This is a genomic window from Streptomyces sp. NPDC092045 (genome assembly GCF_044756005.1).
Lineage (GTDB): Bacteria > Actinomycetota > Actinomycetes > Streptomycetales > Streptomycetaceae > Streptomyces.
The window spans coordinates 459,663-475,805 of the sequence record NZ_JBIVSC010000001.1; the positions used below are offsets into that span (position 1 = coordinate 459,663).

Annotated in this window: 18 protein-coding genes; 10 read left to right on the forward strand and 8 right to left on the reverse strand. The window is 73.6% G+C overall.

All coding sequences use genetic code 11. The features are described from left to right. Positions 1-80 precede the first annotated feature (80 nt). Positions 81-830, forward strand: a complete 750-nt coding sequence (locus tag ACIQKA_RS02130; RefSeq protein WP_366371628.1) for a TIGR00730 family Rossman fold protein — start codon at positions 81-83, stop codon at positions 828-830. A 51-nt stretch (positions 831-881) separates the two neighbouring features. Here ACIQKA_RS02130 and folP read toward each other — a convergent pair whose 3' ends face one another. Next, positions 882-1,742 carry a dihydropteroate synthase gene (gene folP, locus ACIQKA_RS02135; protein WP_383159764.1) on the reverse strand — a complete coding sequence of 287 codons (861 nt, stop codon included), beginning with the start codon at positions 1,740-1,742 and terminating at the stop codon, positions 882-884. Positions 1,743-1,844: 102 nt separating this feature from the next. On the opposite strand from folP, the gene ACIQKA_RS02140 reads away from it, so the two are divergent. Continuing rightward, entirely contained in the window at positions 1,845-2,198 is a 354-nt protein-coding gene (locus ACIQKA_RS02140) for a hypothetical protein (protein ID WP_383159762.1), read from the forward strand. Beyond that, positions 2,195-2,809 (forward strand): DNA-3-methyladenine glycosylase I, encoded by a 615-nt coding sequence (locus ACIQKA_RS02145; RefSeq protein ID WP_383159760.1) that lies wholly within the window; start codon positions 2,195-2,197, stop codon positions 2,807-2,809. Before ACIQKA_RS02140 ends, ACIQKA_RS02145 begins: the two co-directional genes overlap by 4 nt. On the opposite strand, the gene ACIQKA_RS02150 is transcribed toward ACIQKA_RS02145, so the two are convergent. Then, complete coding sequence (locus ACIQKA_RS02150; RefSeq protein ID WP_391093297.1) at positions 2,806-3,609, reverse strand: enoyl-CoA hydratase-related protein; 804 nt, start codon at positions 3,607-3,609, stop codon at positions 2,806-2,808. The genes ACIQKA_RS02145 and ACIQKA_RS02150 overlap by 4 nt on opposite strands. Positions 3,610-3,920: 311 nt before the next feature. Here ACIQKA_RS02150 and ACIQKA_RS02155 point away from each other — a divergent pair, with 311 nt between their 5' ends. Then, complete coding sequence (locus ACIQKA_RS02155; protein WP_009997451.1) at positions 3,921-4,088, forward strand: DUF3117 domain-containing protein; 168 nt, start codon at positions 3,921-3,923, stop codon at positions 4,086-4,088. Between the two features lie 159 nt (positions 4,089-4,247). Here ACIQKA_RS02155 and ACIQKA_RS02160 read toward each other — a convergent pair whose 3' ends face one another. Further along, on the reverse strand, positions 4,248-4,913 hold the full coding sequence (locus ACIQKA_RS02160) for an O-methyltransferase (RefSeq protein WP_383159754.1): 666 nt from the start codon (positions 4,911-4,913) through the stop codon (positions 4,248-4,250). Positions 4,914-5,054: 141 nt separating this feature from the next. Between ACIQKA_RS02160 and sigE the strand changes: the two genes are divergently transcribed. From sigE to ACIQKA_RS02185, 5 genes are all read left to right on the forward strand, one after another. Further along, on the forward strand, positions 5,055-5,813 hold the full coding sequence (gene sigE / locus ACIQKA_RS02165) for an RNA polymerase sigma factor SigE (protein ID WP_383159752.1): 759 nt from the start codon (positions 5,055-5,057) through the stop codon (positions 5,811-5,813). After that, positions 5,810-6,757, forward strand: coding sequence for a zf-HC2 domain-containing protein (locus ACIQKA_RS02170; protein WP_391093295.1), 948 nt, complete (start codon positions 5,810-5,812; stop codon positions 6,755-6,757). Before sigE ends, ACIQKA_RS02170 begins: the two co-directional genes overlap by 4 nt. A gap of 76 nt (positions 6,758-6,833) precedes the next feature. Then, positions 6,834-8,798: a trypsin-like peptidase domain-containing protein gene (locus ACIQKA_RS02175; protein ID WP_402539683.1), complete on the forward strand. Its 1,965-nt coding sequence runs from the start codon at positions 6,834-6,836 to the stop codon at positions 8,796-8,798. 91 nt (positions 8,799-8,889) lie between these two features. After that, positions 8,890-9,357, forward strand: a complete 468-nt coding sequence (locus ACIQKA_RS02180; protein ID WP_383159747.1) for a sec-independent translocase — start codon at positions 8,890-8,892, stop codon at positions 9,355-9,357. Positions 9,358-9,431: 74 nt separating this feature from the next. After that, positions 9,432-10,058 carry a hypothetical protein gene (locus tag ACIQKA_RS02185; RefSeq protein WP_383159744.1) on the forward strand — a complete coding sequence of 209 codons (627 nt, stop codon included), beginning with the start codon at positions 9,432-9,434 and terminating at the stop codon, positions 10,056-10,058. 78 nt (positions 10,059-10,136) lie between these two features. Here ACIQKA_RS02185 and ACIQKA_RS02190 read toward each other — a convergent pair whose 3' ends face one another. The 3 genes from ACIQKA_RS02190 to ACIQKA_RS02200 are packed head-to-tail and all read right to left on the reverse strand — an operon-like array spanning position 10,137 to position 13,154. Then, positions 10,137-11,270, reverse strand: coding sequence for an Mrp/NBP35 family ATP-binding protein (locus ACIQKA_RS02190; RefSeq protein WP_383158584.1), 1,134 nt, complete (start codon positions 11,268-11,270; stop codon positions 10,137-10,139). 44 nt (positions 11,271-11,314) lie between these two features. Then, the gene (locus tag ACIQKA_RS02195; RefSeq protein ID WP_383158582.1) at positions 11,315-11,878 is read right to left on the reverse strand and encodes a DUF1003 domain-containing protein; all 564 of its coding nucleotides are present in this window, start codon (positions 11,876-11,878) and stop codon (positions 11,315-11,317) included. Continuing rightward, entirely contained in the window at positions 11,868-13,154 is a 1,287-nt protein-coding gene (locus ACIQKA_RS02200) for a magnesium transporter MgtE N-terminal domain-containing protein (protein ID WP_383158579.1), read from the reverse strand. The genes ACIQKA_RS02195 and ACIQKA_RS02200 overlap by 11 nt, the downstream gene beginning before the upstream one ends. A 286-nt stretch (positions 13,155-13,440) precedes the next feature. On the opposite strand from ACIQKA_RS02200, the gene ACIQKA_RS02205 reads away from it, so the two are divergent. Beyond that, on the forward strand, positions 13,441-14,196 hold the full coding sequence (locus ACIQKA_RS02205; protein WP_383437770.1) for a hypothetical protein: 756 nt from the start codon (positions 13,441-13,443) through the stop codon (positions 14,194-14,196). 11 nt (positions 14,197-14,207) lie between these two features. On the opposite strand, the gene ACIQKA_RS02210 is transcribed toward ACIQKA_RS02205, so the two are convergent. Together ACIQKA_RS02210 and ACIQKA_RS02215 are read right to left on the reverse strand one after the other, a co-directional pair. Beyond that, positions 14,208-14,717, reverse strand: coding sequence for a hypothetical protein (locus ACIQKA_RS02210; protein ID WP_383443841.1), 510 nt, complete (start codon positions 14,715-14,717; stop codon positions 14,208-14,210). Between the two features lie 28 nt (positions 14,718-14,745). Beyond that, a complete protein-coding gene (locus ACIQKA_RS02215; protein WP_383158573.1) occupies positions 14,746-15,873 on the reverse strand; it encodes a magnesium and cobalt transport protein CorA in 1,128 nt (375 codons plus the stop codon). Between the last annotated feature and the right edge of the window lie 270 nt (positions 15,874-16,143).

A 16,143-nucleotide genomic window follows, 5' to 3' on the forward strand; every position in this document is an offset into this window, starting at 1 on the left:
CTGTGTCGTCCTACCCTGACCGGACCAGAAGATCAGTTGGCGGTCCACGGAGGACCGCCGATCGGCGGAGGGAGCAGGCCATGGGCATTCCCGAGGGAGTGGCGAAGCCCGAGGAGCAGCGGCTGGGACCGGTGCTCAGGCGCAGGGACCAGGTCCAGCCGGGCACGACGGACCAGCGGCTGCTCGACACCGAGGGCGACTCGGAGTGGGTGCACACCGACCCCTGGCGGGTCATGCGGATCCAGTCCGAGTTCGTCGAGGGCTTCGGGGCCCTCGCCGAACTGCCGAGCGCGATCAGCGTCTTCGGCTCGGCCCGCACGAAGCCGGACTCGCCCGAGTACGAGGCGGGCGTACGGATCGGCCGGGCGCTCGTCGAGGCCGGCTTCGCGGTCATCACGGGCGGCGGCCCCGGCGCCATGGAGGCGGCCAACAAGGGGGCCAGGGAGGCCGACGGCGTCTCGGTCGGCCTCGGCATCGAGCTCCCCTTCGAGCAGGGGCTCAACCCGCACGTCGACATCGGCGTGAACTTCCGGTACTTCTTCGTCCGCAAGACGATGTTCGTGAAGTACGCGCAGGGCTTCGTCGTCCTGCCCGGCGGCCTCGGCACCCTGGACGAGCTCTTCGAGGCGCTCACCCTGGTGCAGACCCGCAAGGTCACCCGCTTCCCGATCGTCCTCTTCGGGACGGAGTACTGGAAGGGCCTCGTCGACTGGCTGCGCGACTCGGTCGTCGCGGGCGGCAAGGCCGCGGAGCAGGACCTGCTGCTCTTCCACGTCACGGACGACGTGGAGGAGGCGGTGGCGCTGGTGAGCAAGGAGACCGGCAAGTAGGCCCGGTCCGCCTCCGGGGGCGCCGCACCGCGGCGCCCCCTTCCCGCCGTCCTACGCCAGTCCGCGCCGCGCCACGGCCGGCGGCCGGTGGCCCGCGATGGACGCCACCATGTCCAGGACCTGCTTCGTCTCCGCGACCTCGTGCACCCGGTACACCCGCGCCCCCAGCCACGCGGACACCGCCGTCGTCGCCAGGGTGCCGAGCAGCCGCTCCTGCACCGGACGGTCGAGGGTCTCGCCCACGAAGTCCTTGTTCGACAGGGACACCAGCACCGGCCAGCCCGTCTCCGTCATCTCGCCGAGCCGCCGGGTCGCCTCCAGGCTGTGCCGGGTGTTCTTCCCGAAGTCGTGCCCCGGGTCGATCATGATCCCGTCCCGGCGCACCCCCAGCGCCGCCGCCCGCTCCGCGAGGCCCACGGTCACCCGCAGGACGTCGGCCATCACGTCCTCGTACTCCACCCGGTGCGGCCGGGTCCGCGGCTCCGCGCCGCCCGCGTGCGTGCAGACGAGCCCCGCCCCGTACTTCGCCGCCACCTCCGCGAGCCGGGGGTCGACCCCGCCCCACGCGTCGTTCAGGACGTCCGCGCCGGCCTCGCAGACCGCCTCGCCGACGTCCGCCCGCCAGGTGTCCACGCTGATCACCACGTCCGGGTGGCGCCTGCGGACCTCGGCGACGAAGCCGACCGTGCGCCGCGCCTCCTCCTCGGCCGTCACCTCCTCGCCGGGGCCCGCCTTCACCCCGCCGATGTCGACGATCGCCGCCCCCTCGGCCACGGCCCGCTCGACCCGGGCGAGCGCCGGCTCGTCCAGGAAGGTCGCGCCCCGGTCGTAGAAGGAGTCCGGGGTCCGGTTCACGATGGCCATGACCACCGGTTCGTGCGGCCCGAATTCACGCCGTCCCAAGCGCAGCATCCCTTTTGTCCTCCCTCGCGTCCGTTCGCCTGCGACCCTAACCGCCGGTGACGCATGGCACGATCGGCACCGGACGGTTTCCACTCCGGGGAGAGGCGCGCAGTGTTCTGGTTTCTGCTCATCACGATGGTCGTGGTCGTGGCCGCGGTGACCCTGGCCGTGGTCGGCGGCGGCGACAGCGAGGTGCTGCCCGAGGTGGCGCCCGAGCAGCTCGTCGACCCCCTGCCGCTCGCCCGGCCGGTCGACCGCGCCGACGTCGAGGCGCTCCGCCTCCCCGTCGCCGCCCGGGGCTACCGGATGGCGGACGTGGACGACGTCCTGGTCCGCCTCGGCGCCGAACTCGCCGAGCGGGACGCCCGGATCGCGGAACTGGAGGAGGCGCTGGCGGGCCCGGACGGCGGCCCCGGCTTCGGCCCCGGCTCCGGTTCCGGCGGCGCGGAGGACGAGCGCCCGTGACGGCCGCCGGCGCGCTCACCGGACCGGACGGCCTCGCACGCTGCCCGTGGGGCCTGTCGACCGAGGACTACGTGGCGTACCACGACGAGGAGTGGGGCCGCCCGGTCCGCGGCGACGACGCCCTCTTCGAGCGGCTCTCCCTGGAGGCCTTCCAGTCGGGCCTGTCCTGGATCACGATCCTGCGCCGCCGCGAGGGGTTCCGGCGCGCCTTCGCGGACTTCGGCATCGCCGCCGTCGCCGCCTTCGGGGAGGCGGACCGCGAGCGGCTCCTCCTGGACGCGGGCATCATCCGCAACCGGGCCAAGATCGACGCCACCCTCGCCAACGCGAAGCTCCTCGCCGGCTGGGAGCCGGGCGAGCTCGACGCCCTGATCTGGTCCCACGCCCCCGACCCGGAGAACCGCCCGGCCCCGCGCACGCTCGCCGACGTCCCGGCGGTCACCGACGAGTCCACGGCCCTCTCCAAGGCCCTCAAGAAGCGCGGCGTCCGCTTCGTCGGCCCCACCACGGCCTACGCCCTCATGCAGGCCTGCGGCCTGGTCGACGACCACCTCGCGGACTGCGCGGCCCGGGGCGGCCGCCTCGCCGCCGCCCCGGAGGACACGCCCTAGCGCCCCAGGTACCGCGGCTTCTCCTTGGCGACGAAGGCGCGGACCGCGATGGTGTGGTCCTCCGACGCGCCCGCCAGGGTCTGGAGCTCCTCCTCCTTGTCCAGGGCCTCGGAGAGCGAGTGGCCGGCGCCGTACGCCAGGGACTCCTTCAGGGCCGCGTACGCCGCCGTCGGGCCGTCCGCGAGGGCGCGGGCCGTCCTCGCGGCCTCGGCGGCGAGGTCGTCGGCCGGGACCAGGCGGTTCGCGATGCCCAGCTCGTACGCCTCCCGGGCGCCGATCGAGCGCGGGAAGAGCAGCAGGTCGGAGGCGCGGCTCGCGCCGATCAGGCGCGGCAGCGTCCAGGACACGCCCGAGTCGGCGGTGAGCGCCACGCCCGCGAAGGAGGTGTTGAAGGAGGCCGTCTCCGCGACCACCCGGTAGTCCGCCGCGAGCGCGAAGCCGAAGCCGGCCCCCGCCGCGACGCCGTTCACGCCCGCGACCACCGGCTTCCGCATGCCGGCGAGGGCCCGGACGATCGGGTTGTAGTGGTCGCGGACCGTGTTCATGGTCTCGCGCGTGCCGGACTCCTGGTCCGCCAGGAGCAGCCCGACGTGCTCCTTCAGGTCCTGCCCGACGCAGAACGCCCGGTCCCCGGCCGCCGTGAGCAGCACCGCCCGTACGGCGGGGTCCGACGCGGCCGTCTCCGCCGCGTCCCGGAGGGCGACCTTGGTCGCCACGTTCAGCGCGTTCATGGCCTCGGGCCGGTTGAGCGTGATGGTCGCGAGCCCGTCGCTCACCTCGTACAGCACCGTGTCCGCCATGGGTTTCCTCCGCCTCGTCGCGTGGTTGACCAGCACAGCATGGCGGAGATCGACACCGCCGCACATGTGAGCTGCGTCAAAGAACCGGGGCGGCCGGGCGGACGCCGGGCGGCGAAGTATCGCAGGCCGAGCGCCGAAATGTGGGGTTATGAGAGAGCGCGTTGCGCAAGCGATGCCATTCGATGTTGGTCATCGGGTCCTGCCATGCGGGATAATGACCTGGAAGCAATGTGTTCGAAGCCGGTCACGCGTGCTCCACACCAAGGAGCTGCCCGGTTGTCGATGGGCTGGTTTCAGGAAGGGGAACAAGCATGGCGGCCATGAAGCCGCGGACGGGTGACGGCCCGCTCGAGGTGACCAAGGAGGGGCGGGGCATCGTCATGCGCGTTCCGCTCGAAGGCGGCGGTCGGCTCGTCGTCGAGCTGACCCCCGACGAGGCCGAGGCGCTGGGCGACGCCCTCAAGAAGGTCGTGGGCTGACCCTCTCTCCCCGTTTTCCACCGCTGCCCCGGTACGGCCCGCCGTACCGGGGCAGCGGTGTCCCCGGAGGGCGTACGGCTCCGGGGACACGCCGGTCGGCACGGGCGTACGGCTCGGGGAACACCGGCCGGCGGACGCGGACGGCTCCGAGGGCGCCGGTCAGCCGCGGCGCACCGCGCACAGCAGGCCGTCGCCCACCGGCAGCAGCGAGGGCACCAGGTCCTGGCTCTCCCGCACCGCCCGCAGCAGCTCGCGGACCCGCTGGACCTCCGCCGGCTGCGCCGACGAGTCGATCGTCCGGCCGTCCGCGAAGACGCCCTCGAAGCAGACCAGGCCCCCGGGCCGCAGCAGGCGCAACGATTCAGCGAGGTAGTCCAGGTACTCGAGGCGGTCGCCGTCGCAGAACACGAGGTCGTACCCGCCGTCCGCGAGCCGGGGCAGCACGTCCAGGGCGCGGCCGGGGATGAACCGAGCCCGGTTGCCCGCGAAGCCCGCCGCCCGGAAGGCCGTCTTGGCGAGCTGCTGCCGCTCCGGCTGGAGGTCCACCGTCGTCAGGACCCCGTCCGGCCGCATCCCGAGCAGCAGGTAGATGCCCGACACGCCCGTACCGGTGCCGATCTCCGCCACCGCCTTGGCGTCCGCCGTCGCGGCGAGCAGGCGCAGCGCCCCGCCGGTGCCCGGCGACACCGAGGGAAAGCCCGCCTCCTGGGCCCGCTCACGGGCCCAGCGCAGTGCTTCGTCCTCGGCGACAAAGGCGTCGGCGAACGCCCAGCTCGTCTGCCGGTTGGCGGTAATGGCCCTCTCCTGTCCCCGTAGTTGACGCAACGGTGACTGTATCCGCTGCCGACGGGAACCCGCAGATGGGACCGGGCGTTCACCAGGGGAGGGACGCGACGGAGGCAGCCGGGCGAGCCGGTTCCAAATTCGCGTAAAGATTCTTATCCGGAACTAACGGGCGAGGTGGCTATGGTAGGGGCTCCACTGGACACCACCAGAGCCGACAGGGGAGGTGCGGCTGCGCCTGTGGATCGGGGAGGAGTGCTTCGGCGTCTTCTCAGGTCGGCGGGTGAGCCGAAATCCGTGACCGACACCGCTGACCGTTCCCGCACCGCCGACTCCGCACCCACCACCGCGACCTTCGCCTCGGATGCGGAATCGCAGGCGTGGACGCCTCCCACGTGGGAGGAGATCGTCAGCACGCACAGTGGCCGGGTCTACCGCCTCGCCTACCGCCTCACGGGCAACCAGCACGACGCCGAGGACCTCACGCAGGAGGTCTTCGTCCGCGTCTTCCGCTCGCTGTCGACGTACACCCCGGGCACCTTCGAGGGCTGGCTCCACCGCATCACCACCAACCTCTTCCTCGACATGGTCCGCCGCAAGCAGCGCATCCGCTTCGACGCGCTCGCCGACGACGCCGCCGAGCGGCTGCCCAGCCGCGAGCCCTCGCCGCAGCAGGCCTTCAACGACACGCACTTCGACGCCGACGTGCAGCAGGCCCTCGACACCCTCGCGCCCGAGTTCCGCGCGGCCGTCGTCCTCTGCGACATCGAGGGGCTGTCGTACGAGGAGATCGCCGCGACCCTCGGCGTGAAGCTCGGCACCGTCCGCAGCCGGATCCACCGCGGGCGCTCCCACCTCCGCAAGGCGCTCAAGCACCGTTCGCCCGAGGCGCGGGCGGAGCGTGCGCTCGCCTCCGTCGGATGGGAGGCGGGCACAGCGTGAGCGGCACACCCCCCACCTCACCGACCCCCGCGGAGCACCACCTCGGGGACCGGCTCGCCGCGCTCGTCGACGGCGAACTGGGCCACGACGCCCGCGAGCGGGTCCTCGCCCACCTGGCGACCTGCGCCCGCTGCAAGGCCGAGGCCGACGCGCAGCGGACCCTCAAGAGCGTCTTCGCCTCCGCCGCGCCCCCGCCGCCCTCCGAGGGCTTCCTCGCACGGCTCCAGGGCCTTCCCGGAGGGCCCGGCGACCCGTCGGGAGATCCCGGGGGCCCGGGAGGGCCCGGAGGCCTCGGGAGCCGGGGAGGGCCGAAGAGCCCCCTCGAAGAACTCCTGGGCGCCCGCGGGGTGAAGTCGGACGGCTTCGCCACGGCCGCGGTCGTCACCCCGCACCCGGGGCGGCCCACGGCCGGCTTCCGCATACACGAGGTCGATGAGCGCCCGCCGGGCTCCGGCGGACGCGGCCGGCGCTTCGCCTTCGCGGCGGCCAGCGCCGTCTCGTTCGCGGCCATCGCCCTCGGCGGCACCCTGCCGCTGGACGCCTCGGTGAACGCGGGCGGGCGCGGTGCCCAGGGCACCGGCAGCGCCGTCACCCCGCTCCGCACCACCGCGGCCGGCGGCGGCCCCGGAACCGGTACGTCACCGGGGCGCGGCACGCGCTCCGGGGAACGCACGGGGGCGCAGACCGTCGCCGCCGAGCCGCTCTCCGCGGTCACGCCGGCGGCGGTCCCCCGGGGGCCGGTCGTGGCCGTGGTCCCGCTGGTGGCGGGGCACTCCTTCGTCTCGCCCCGGGTGGCCGTGGGCCTCTCGTACCCGCCCTCCCGGTCCCTACTCCCCCTTTCGCCGTTCGTCCGGGCGGCGGGTCCGGCCCTCCCCCCGGCCTTCGCCCCCGGCCCCGGTCCGGGACCGAGCCCGACGACCACGTCGCTCGGCTCCCCCCGTTGACCCGCGACCTGGTTGAATCCAGGGACAGTGGCGTCCGTAACGGGGGCGCGGACGGGTCAGCGGTTGCGGGGAGAGCATGAACAACGGGAAGCCGAACTGGTGGAGCCGTCCTTCGAGCACACCGGAGGCGGCGCGGATACCCGCGCCGCCTCCGTCCGGTGACGGTGACGGCGACTTCCCCCTGCCCGCGCCGCGCCCGTCCACGGCCCCGGCCGACGCCGCCGCCCGCCAGGACGGGGCCCCGGCCGCCGAGCCGCAGGACCGGACGCCGGCCGCCGAGCCGCAGGACCGGACGCCGGCCGCCGGACCGCAGGCCCCCGCACGGGCCGCCGAGCCCGCCGGGACCGACTTCCCGGGCCCGGAGCCCGCAGGCGCCGGTTCCGGACCCGCCGGAACCGGTCCCCGGGACTCCGGGCCCGCCGAGCCCGCCTCCGACGGTTCCGGTTCCACCGCGTCCGTCGAGGCCGGTCCCGGGCCCACCGAGCCCGTCGGAACCGGCCCCCGGGACTCCGGGCCCGCCGGCGACGGTGCCCCCGGGCCCGCGCCCTCCGTCGTCCTGACCAAGGGCGGGCCCGGGGGCCCGGAGCCGGTCCCCGCGCAGGACCGGGCGCCCGACCCCGTCCCCGCGCAGGACCCGGCGCCCGACCCCGTCCCCGCGCAGGACCCGGCGCCCGACCCCGTCCCCGCGCCGCAGACGCAGTCCCTGCACGCGCCCGACGAGTACCGGACGCCGCCCTACGGCGAGCCCGGGCCGTGGGCGCCCGCGCCGCCCGTGCAGCGGCCCCCGGCCCCCGCGCCGCCCCACCCGCAGGGCGGCCCCGTGCCCCCCGTGCCGCCGCATCCGCAGGGGCCCGCGCCCTGGGGCCAGTACGACCCCTGGGGCGTCGGCGGTCCCGCGCTGCCGCCCGCGCCCGCGAAGAGGTCCCGGAAGGGCCTCGCCGTCGCGGGGGCGCTGGTCTTCGCACTGATCACCGGCGTCATCGGCGGCGGGATCGGCGCGTACGTCGAGCGGAACGGCGGGATCGGCACCGTCGAGCTGCCCCAGGCCGCCGCCGAGGACACCGGCCGCGCCCCCGACAGCGTGGCCGGGATCGCCGCCAGCGCCCTGCCCGGCGTGGTCACCCTGCACGTCAAGGGCAGCGGTTCGTCCGGCACCGGCACCGGCTTCGTCCTGGACACCAGGGGCCACATCCTCACCAACAACCACGTCGTGGACGGCGCCCGGTCCTCCGCCGACATCTCGGTGACCTTCTCCACCGGCGAGACCGCCCGCGCCAAGCTCGTCGGCAAGGACACCGGCTACGACCTGGCCGTCGTCCGGGTCACCGGCGTCTCGGGCCTCAAGCCCCTGCCGCTCGGCAACTCCGACAGCGTCCGCGTCGGCGACCCCGTCGTCGCCATCGGCGCCCCCTTCGACCTCTCCAACACCGTCACCTCCGGCATCATCAGCGCCAAGGAGCGCCCGATCACCGCCGGCGGCGAGAAGGGCGACGGCAGCGACATCAGCTACGTCGACGCGCTCCAGACCGACGCCCCCATCAACCCCGGCAACTCCGGCGGACCCCTCCTCGACTCCAGGGCCCGGGTCATCGGCATCAACAGCGCGATCCGCGCGGCCGGCGGCTCCGGCGGCGACGGCGAGGGCGCCGGCGCGAGCCAGCCCGGCTCCATCGGGCTCGGCTTCGCCATACCGATCAACCAGGGCAGGCGGGTCGCCGAGGAGCTCATCAGGACCGGCAAGGCCGCCCACCCGGTCATCGGGGTGAGCCTCGACATGCAGTACAGCGGCGACGGCGCCCGCGTCGGCGAGAAGGGCAAGGACGGCACCGCCTCCGTCACGCCCGGCGGCCCGGCGGCCAGGGCGGGGCTGCGGCCCGGCGACGTCATCACCAAGGTCGACGGCCAGCGGGTGCACAACGGCGAGGAGCTCATCGTGAAGATCCGCGCCCACCGTCCCGGCGACCGTCTGGAGCTCACCCTGAGCCGCGACGGCAAAGAGCTGACAAAGACGTTGGAGCTCGGCTCCTCGCAGGGCACCTGAGCGCCATGCGGCGGACACCACGAGGTACCCGCCCGGCCGTTTCGGCGGGTACCGTGGACCGGGCCCCGGACCGGCGTGAAGGAGCTACAAGGTGTTCAGCGACATAGGCGCTCTCGAGCTGGTGACGCTCGTGGTCCTCGCCGTGCTCGTCTTCGGGCCGGACAAGCTCCCGAAGGTGATCCAGGACGTCTCCCGCTTCGTGCGGAAGATCCGCGAGTTCTCCGACAGCGCGAAGAACGACATCCGCAGCGAGCTGGGCCCGGAGTTCAAGGACTTCGAGTTCGAGGACCTCAACCCCAAGACGTTCCTCCGCAAGCAGCTGGAGGGCAACGAGGACCTCCGGGAGCTCAACGAGCTGCGCAGCACCTTCGACCTCAAGAAGGAGATGAACGAGGTCGCCGACGCGGTCCACGGCCGCGAGACCCTGCCCGCCGTCAACGGCTCGGCCACCGGCGGAGCGGCGGTCGACGGCACCCCGGCGGGCACCCCGGACCTCCTCAAGAAGCGGGACCGACCGGGCGCCGCCGAGCGCCCCCCGTACGACTCCGACGCGACCTGACGACGGCCCGTCACCGATCCGGCGCCCCCCGGTGGCTATCCTCGCTCTGTTGACGGAACGAGGAGGCTGCCGAGATGGAGACCACGAGCCGGGTGGAGGGCACGCCCGCGGCCCGGCGGATCGACGAGGGCTTCCTGCGGGCGCCCTTCGCCTGGTACGGCCTCGACGAGGCCTTCACCGGGCCGCGCCGGCTGATGCAGGTCGGCACGGCGGCGGACGGCAGCGTGCAGCACGGATCGATCGGGCACGGTGACGCGCCGTCGATAAAGTCCGACGCGAGCGGTGCGGAGAAGGAGCGTTTCGCCGTCGTCGTGACGGTCGCGGCGAGCCCCGTACGGCGGACCGGCGACGGGACGGGCGTCCTCGACGCCACCACCGTCTCCTCCGCCGCCTGGCTGGCCGGCTCCGGACTGCTCGTGCACACCTGGCCGGCCTCGCTCGACCACATGACGCGCGACAACTGGCTGGACCAGCAGACCGAGACGGCCTTCGAGCTCGCCGACGACCTCGACGGGCCCGCCTGGACGACGCTCTCGCTGCCCGTGGACGGGGTTCCAGTGCCGTTCCACTACCGCGAGACCGAGTTCGGCTGGGTCCTGGCCGGTTCGGCGGCGGGGGTGCACCTGGGGGTGTACGGGCGGGGGATGAGCGCGTACGGGCTCGGGTTCTCGCAGGTCGAGGACTTCGACGCGTACGCGTAGGACGAGAACGCCGAAGGGGCGCCCCCCGCACGGGGGGCGCCCCTTCGGCGTGCGCCGGGGCTCAGAACGCGCCGGGACTCAGAACTTGTTCCGCGGCGTGATGCCCAGGCTCATGCCCGACAGGCCGCGCTGGCGGCCGCCCAGCTTGCCCGCGATGGCGCGCAGCGCCGCGCCGGCGGGGGAGTCCGGGGCGGACAGGACGACCGGCCTGCCGTCGTCGCCGCCCTCGCGCAGCCGCACGTCGATCGGGATGGAGCCGAGGACCGGGACCGTCGCGCCCGTGGTCTGCGTCAGGCCGTCCGCGACCTTCTGGCCGCCGCCGGTGCCGAACACGTCCACCATCTCGTCGCAGTGCGGACACGGCAGGCCCGCCATGTTCTCCACGACGCCGACGATCTTCTGGTGGGTCTGGACGGCGATCGAGCCGGCCCGCTCGGCGACCTCGGCCGCCGCCTGCTGCGGGGTCGTGACGACCAGGATCTCCGCGTTCGGCACGAGCTGCGCGACCGAGATCGCGATGTCGCCGGTGCCCGGCGGCAGGTCGAGGAGGAGGACGTCCAGGTCGCCCCAGTACACGTCCGCGAGGAACTGCTGGAGCGCGCGGTGCAGCATCGGGCCGCGCCACACGACCGGCGCGTTGCCCGGGGTGAACATGCCGATCGAGATGACCTTCACGCCGTTCGCCGACGGCGGCATGATCATGTTCTCGACCTGGGTCGGACGCCCGTCCGCGCCCAGCATCCGGGGCACGCTGTGGCCGTAGATGTCGGCGTCCACGACGCCGACCTTCAGGCCGTCGGCGGCCATCGCGGCCGCCAGGTTCACCGTCACGGAGGACTTGCCGACGCCGCCCTTGCCGGACGCCACCGCGTACACCCGGGTCAGCGAGCCGGGCTTGGCGAAGGGCACCTCGCGCTCGGCGCCGGTGCCGCGCAGCGCCGCCGCCAGCTCCTTGCGCTGCTCGTCGCCCATCACGTCGAGCGTCACGTCGACGGCGGTGACGCCCTCGACCCGGGACACGGCCTCGGTCACCCGCTGGGTGATGGTGTCGCGCATGGGGCAGCCGGCGACGGTCAGGTAGACCGTGACGGCGACCCTGCCGTCCGGTTCGATCTCCACCGACTTGACCATGCCGAGTTCCGTGATCGGCTTGTTGATCTCAGGGTCGTTCACCGTCGCCAGTGCCGCGAGCACCGCGTCTTCCGTAGCCATACCGACGATGGTACGGCGCCGACCACCGGCCCATGAAAGGGCTGTCAACGGTCGGGTACGTCACTTCCCCGGCCGCCGCCGGACGGGAATAGATCCCGGCGCTCCTCCATCTCCTTGAGGAGGTCCTGGAGCTCGGAGCGGATCCAGTCGCGGGTGGCGACCTCGCCCAGGCCCATGCGCAGCGCGGCGATCTCCCGCGTCAGGTACTCGGTGTCCGCGATCGACCGCTCGTTCTGCTTCCGGTCCTGTTCGAGGTTGACCCGGTCCCGGTCGTCCTGCCGGTTCTGGGCGAGCAGGATCAGCGGCGCCGCGTACGAGGCCTGGAGGGACAGGGCGAGCGTCAGGAAGATGAACGGGTACTCGTCGAACTTCAGCGGCCCCGGCGCGAAGATGTTCCACAGCACCCAGACGACGATCGTCAGCGTCATCCAGACCAGGAACCGGCCCGTCCCCAGGAAGCGGGCGATCCGCTCCGACATCCGCCCGAAGGCCTCGGGGTCGTACTCGGGCAGCAGTCTGGCCCGCCGCTCCCTCGGCAGGTCGAGCCGGATCCGGGGCACCGCCCGTTCCCGCTCGCGCTCCCGGTCCTGCGTGCGTTCAGCGGCCATGCCCCGCCCCCTCCTCCTCGTGGAACTCGGTCTCGCGCCAGTCGTCCGGCAGCAGGTGGTCCAGCACGTCGTCGACGGTCACCGCGCCGAGCAGGGAGCCGCTCTCGTCCACGACGGGCGCGGCGACCATGTTGTACGCGGCGAGGTAGCTGGTGACGGCCGGCAGCGGGGTGTCCGGGCCCAGCGGCGGCAGGTCGCTGTCCACGATCGAGCTGACCAGCGTGAACGGCGGGTCCCGCAGCAGCCGCTGGAAGTGCACCGTGCCCAGGTACTTCCCGGTCGGCGTCTCGTCCGGCGGCCGGCAGACGTACACCTGCGCGGCGAGCGCCGGGGACAGGTCCTGCTGGCGGACCCGGGCGAGCGCGTCCGCGACGGTCGCGTCCGGCCGCAGCACGATCGGCTCCGTCGTCATCAGACCGCCCGCCGTGCGCTCCTCGTACGCCAGGAGGCGGCGCACGTCCGCCGCGTCGTCCGGCTGCATCAGGGTCAGCAGCCGCTCCTGGTCCTCCTCGGGCAGCTCGGACAGCAGGTCGGCCGCGTCGTCCGGGTCCATCGCCTCCAGGACGTCGGCCGCGCGCTCCTCCTTCAGCTTGCCGAGGATCTCGATCTGGTCGTCCTCGGGGAGCTCTTCGAGGACGTCCGCGAGCCGGTCGTCGTCGAGGGCAGCGGCCACCTCGGCGCGCCGCTTGGGGGAGAGGTGGTGCAGGGCGTTGGCCAGGTCGGCCGGGCGCAGCTTCTCGAAGGTGGCCAGCAGGTTCTCGGCGCCCTGGCCGTGCTCCTCCAGGGAGAAGCCGGTGACGGCCGACCACTCGACGGTCAGCGTCTCGCCCTTGCGGCGCAGCGCCCCGCCCTTCCCCTTGCGGACGAAGACCTTGTCGATCTCCCACTCGCGGCGGGCGGGCAGCTGCTGGATGGCGATGTCGAGGACGGTGACCTCCTCGCCCTCCCGGCCGTCCGCCTCCACGAGCCGGACCCGCCGGTCGAGGAGCTCGCCGAGGACGAGCCGCTCGGTGGGGCGCTGCTCGAAGCGGCGCATGTTGACCACGCCGGTGGTGATGACCTGCCCGGACTCGACGCCGGTGATCCGGGTCATGGGCACGAAGACCCGGCGGCGGCTGAGCACCTCCACGACCATGCCGAGCAGGCGCGGCGGGCGGCGGCCGACCCGGAGCATGGCCACCAGGTCGCTGACCCGGCCGACCTGGTCGCCGACGGGGTCGAAGACGGGGACCCCCGCCAGGTGGGAGACGAAGATCCGGGGGGCGCCTGCCGCCATGCCACGCGCCTCCTGGGTGTCGCACGATTCGAGTCCTCGCGGCGCCCGGCCGGTGATCGCGGAGCGCTACCGGTTCAGGCTAGCCCGTGCCGGTACGGGCCGCCCCGGCAGTGCCTCCGTACGGCTGCCTGCGGGGGCCGCCGACCGGCCCGGGTACGCTGCGGTCTGCTGTTACCCCGGTACCGGAGCCGGAACCCCCGGTACCGGTACGGATGCCGGACCCCGCCCCTCCGCCCGGCCGGGGCCCGGCGCCCGTACGCCCGCACGATCACGAGAGGCAGCGCAGATGACCGTCCGCACCCCGGCATCGCGTATCCGCGGGGCCGTCGTGCCCCTGGCGCTCTGCGCCGGACTGACGGTGGGGCTCACGGCCTGCGCCGCCGATCCGGACGAGGGGACCAACGGGGTCGGGAGGCTCGCCGCCCCCGAGATCGAGCGCGAGGCGCGGACGGTGGCGGACGGGGCGAAGGCGGTGCGCCTGGCCGGCACCCTGGTCAGCAAGGGCGGCTCCGTCAAGCTGAACATGCGCCTCAAGCAGGACGGCGCCACCGGCTCGGTGACGACGAGGAACAGCACCTTCGAGCTGATGCGGGTCGGGGACGCGCTCTACCTGAAGGCCGACGCCGGCTTCTGGTCCCACGACAAGGAGGAGGCCGAGCCGACGAAGGAGGACGTCGAGGCCGCCGAGAAGCTCGACGGCAAGTACGTGAAGGTGCCGCAGGACGACCCCTCGTACAAGCAGCTCCGCGGCTTCACCGACATGAAGCCGCTGCTCGACGGCCTCATCGGGCTGCACGGCGAGAAGGTCAAGGGCGACCGCACGCGGATCGGCGGGGTCCGCACGATCAAGGTCAAGGGCGGCGCGGACGGCGAGGGCGGCGTCCTCGACGTGTCCCTGGACGGCTCCCCGTACCCCGTGCAGTTCGCGCGCGGCGGCGGCGGGGGCGTCGTGATGCTCTCCGACTGGAACAAGGACTTCCCGCTCGCCGCGCCCACCAAGGACGAGGTCGTGGACTACGGGAAGCAGCTGCCCCGCACCTGAGGGGCGGCCCCTCAGCGGCGCTTGCGGCGCTTCAGGAGCAGGCGCGGGAGCGCGGCCGGCGCGGGACGGCGGGTCGTGGCAGGCGTGGGCAGCGGCACGGCCGCCAGGGAGCCGTCCGGCAGCCCGGCGGCGACCTCGCGCGGGTCGAGCCGCACCACCCGGCACTCGCGCGCCCAGCGGCCCGGCATCGCCTCGCCGTCGGGCGCGTTGAGCCGCTTGCCCTTCAGCTCGGCGACGGCCGCCTCCCACTCCTCCGTACCGGCGGCGAGTTCGCGCACGGCGGCCGTCCAGGCGACGATCCGGCCGCCCTTGTCCTTGCTGCGGACGGTCACCTCGGCCGTCCCGCCGTCCACGAGGCCCGGCAGCGGCTGCTCGCCGGGGCCGTCGCCGACGACGAGCGCGGCGCCGTCGTGCCAGACGTGCCAGAGCGCGCGGGCGGGCCCGGTGCCGCGCACCCACACCAGGCCGGACTTCTTGGTGGCCTCCTCGACGAGGGCGGGCCCGAGCGACTGATCGGTCATGGCCGCAGCCTATCGATCCGGGCGGGCCCTACAGCCAGCCGTTGCGCTTGAGGGTGCGGTGGATGGTGAGGCAGACCACGACGATGCCGGTGAGCACCATCGGGTAGCCGTACTTCCAGTGCAGCTCCGGCATGTGGTCGAAGTTCATGCCGTACACCCCGCAGACCGCCGTGGGGACGGCGACGATCGCCGCCCACGAGGTGATCTTGCGCATGTCCTCGTTCTGCGCGACGGTCGCCTGCGCCAGGTTGGCCTGGAGGATCGAGTTGAGCAGTTCGTCGAAGCCGACGACCTGCTCCTGGACGCGGGCGAGGTGGTCCGCGACGTCCCGGAAGTACTTCTGGATGTCCGGGTCCACCAGCCGCATCGGCCGCTCGCTGAGCAGCTGCATCGGCCGGAGCAGCGGGGTGACGGCCCGCTTGAACTCCAGGACCTCGCGCTTGAGCTGGTAGATCCGGCCGGTGTCCGTGCCGCGCGTGGAGCCCTTCACGGCCGGCGAGAAGACGTCGATCTCCAGTTGGTCGATGTCCAGCTCGACGGCGTCGGCGACCGCGATGTAGCCGTCGACGACGTGGTCCGCGATGGCGTGCAGGACGGCCGAGGGGCCCTTGGAGAGCAGCTCGGGCTCGCCCTGGAGGCGGTGGCGGAGGTTGCGCAGGGAGCCCTGGCCGCCGTGCCGGACGGTGATGACGAAGTCGGGTCCGGTGAAGCACATGACCTCGCCGGTCTCGACGACCTCGCTGGTCGCGGTGAGCTCGGTGTGCTCGACGTAGTGGATCGTCTTGAAGACGGTGAAGAGGGTGTCGTCGTACCGCTCCAGCTTGGGCCGCTGGTGGGCGTGGACGGCGTCCTCGACGGCGAGCGGGTGCAGCCCGAACTCGGCGGCGATACCGGCGAATTCGGCCTCGGTCGGCTCGTGCAGGCCGATCCAGGCGAAGCCGCCCTTCTCCCGCACGCGCCGCATCGCGCCGCGCGGGGTGAGGCACGCGTCGTCCTCGACCCGGCTCCCGTCGCGGTAGACGGCGCAGTCGACGACGGCGGTGGACGCCGAGTGGTCGCGGGTGGGGTCGTACGCGGTGTACGTGGTGGGGGTCTTGCGCAGGGGGTGCCGCAGGCTCGGACGGACGGCGGCGCGCAGGTCACGGATCATCGACATGGGCATGCTCCTTCACGGAGAGGCCGTCGGCGAGCGTGGCACAGCCCGGAATGGGGACGTGGAGCTACGTCGTCCACAAAGCGGGCGGCACCGGGGGATCGCGGTGACGGCGTTCGCTACAGACATTCGCTACAGGCGGGCGAGGGCGAAGTGCTCTTCCGTCGTGCGAGATGCCGGAGAACGGGTCGCGCGGTCCGTGCGGATCGGGGGAAACGCGCGGATCCGGGATCGCGTACCCGGAATCACCGGGAGAAAAAGCGCACCGGGCTC

Coding starts and splice junctions, on each gene's coding strand:
- ACIQKA_RS02130 (WP_366371628.1), top strand. CDS start 81: ATGGGCATTCCCGAGGGAGTGGCGAAGCCCGAGGAGCAGCGGCTGGGA.
- folP (WP_383159764.1), bottom strand. CDS start 1,742: ATGCTGCGCTTGGGACGGCGTGAATTCGGGCCGCACGAACCGGTGGTC.
- ACIQKA_RS02150 (WP_391093297.1), bottom strand. CDS start 3,609: ATGGCGGACACGGTGCTGTACGAGGTGAGCGACGGGCTCGCGACCATC.
- ACIQKA_RS02155 (WP_009997451.1), top strand. CDS start 3,921: ATGGCGGCCATGAAGCCGCGGACGGGTGACGGCCCGCTCGAGGTGACC.
- sigE (WP_383159752.1), top strand. CDS start 5,055: ATGGTAGGGGCTCCACTGGACACCACCAGAGCCGACAGGGGAGGTGCG.
- ACIQKA_RS02175 (WP_402539683.1), top strand. CDS start 6,834: ATGAACAACGGGAAGCCGAACTGGTGGAGCCGTCCTTCGAGCACACCG.
- ACIQKA_RS02185 (WP_383159744.1), top strand. CDS start 9,432: ATGGAGACCACGAGCCGGGTGGAGGGCACGCCCGCGGCCCGGCGGATC.
- ACIQKA_RS02190 (WP_383158584.1), bottom strand. CDS start 11,270: ATGGCTACGGAAGACGCGGTGCTCGCGGCACTGGCGACGGTGAACGAC.
- ACIQKA_RS02195 (WP_383158582.1), bottom strand. CDS start 11,878: ATGGCCGCTGAACGCACGCAGGACCGGGAGCGCGAGCGGGAACGGGCG.
- ACIQKA_RS02200 (WP_383158579.1), bottom strand. CDS start 13,154: ATGGCGGCAGGCGCCCCCCGGATCTTCGTCTCCCACCTGGCGGGGGTC.
- ACIQKA_RS02205 (WP_383437770.1), top strand. CDS start 13,441: ATGACCGTCCGCACCCCGGCATCGCGTATCCGCGGGGCCGTCGTGCCC.
- ACIQKA_RS02210 (WP_383443841.1), bottom strand. CDS start 14,717: ATGACCGATCAGTCGCTCGGGCCCGCCCTCGTCGAGGAGGCCACCAAG.
- ACIQKA_RS02215 (WP_383158573.1), bottom strand. CDS start 15,873: ATGTCGATGATCCGTGACCTGCGCGCCGCCGTCCGTCCGAGCCTGCGG.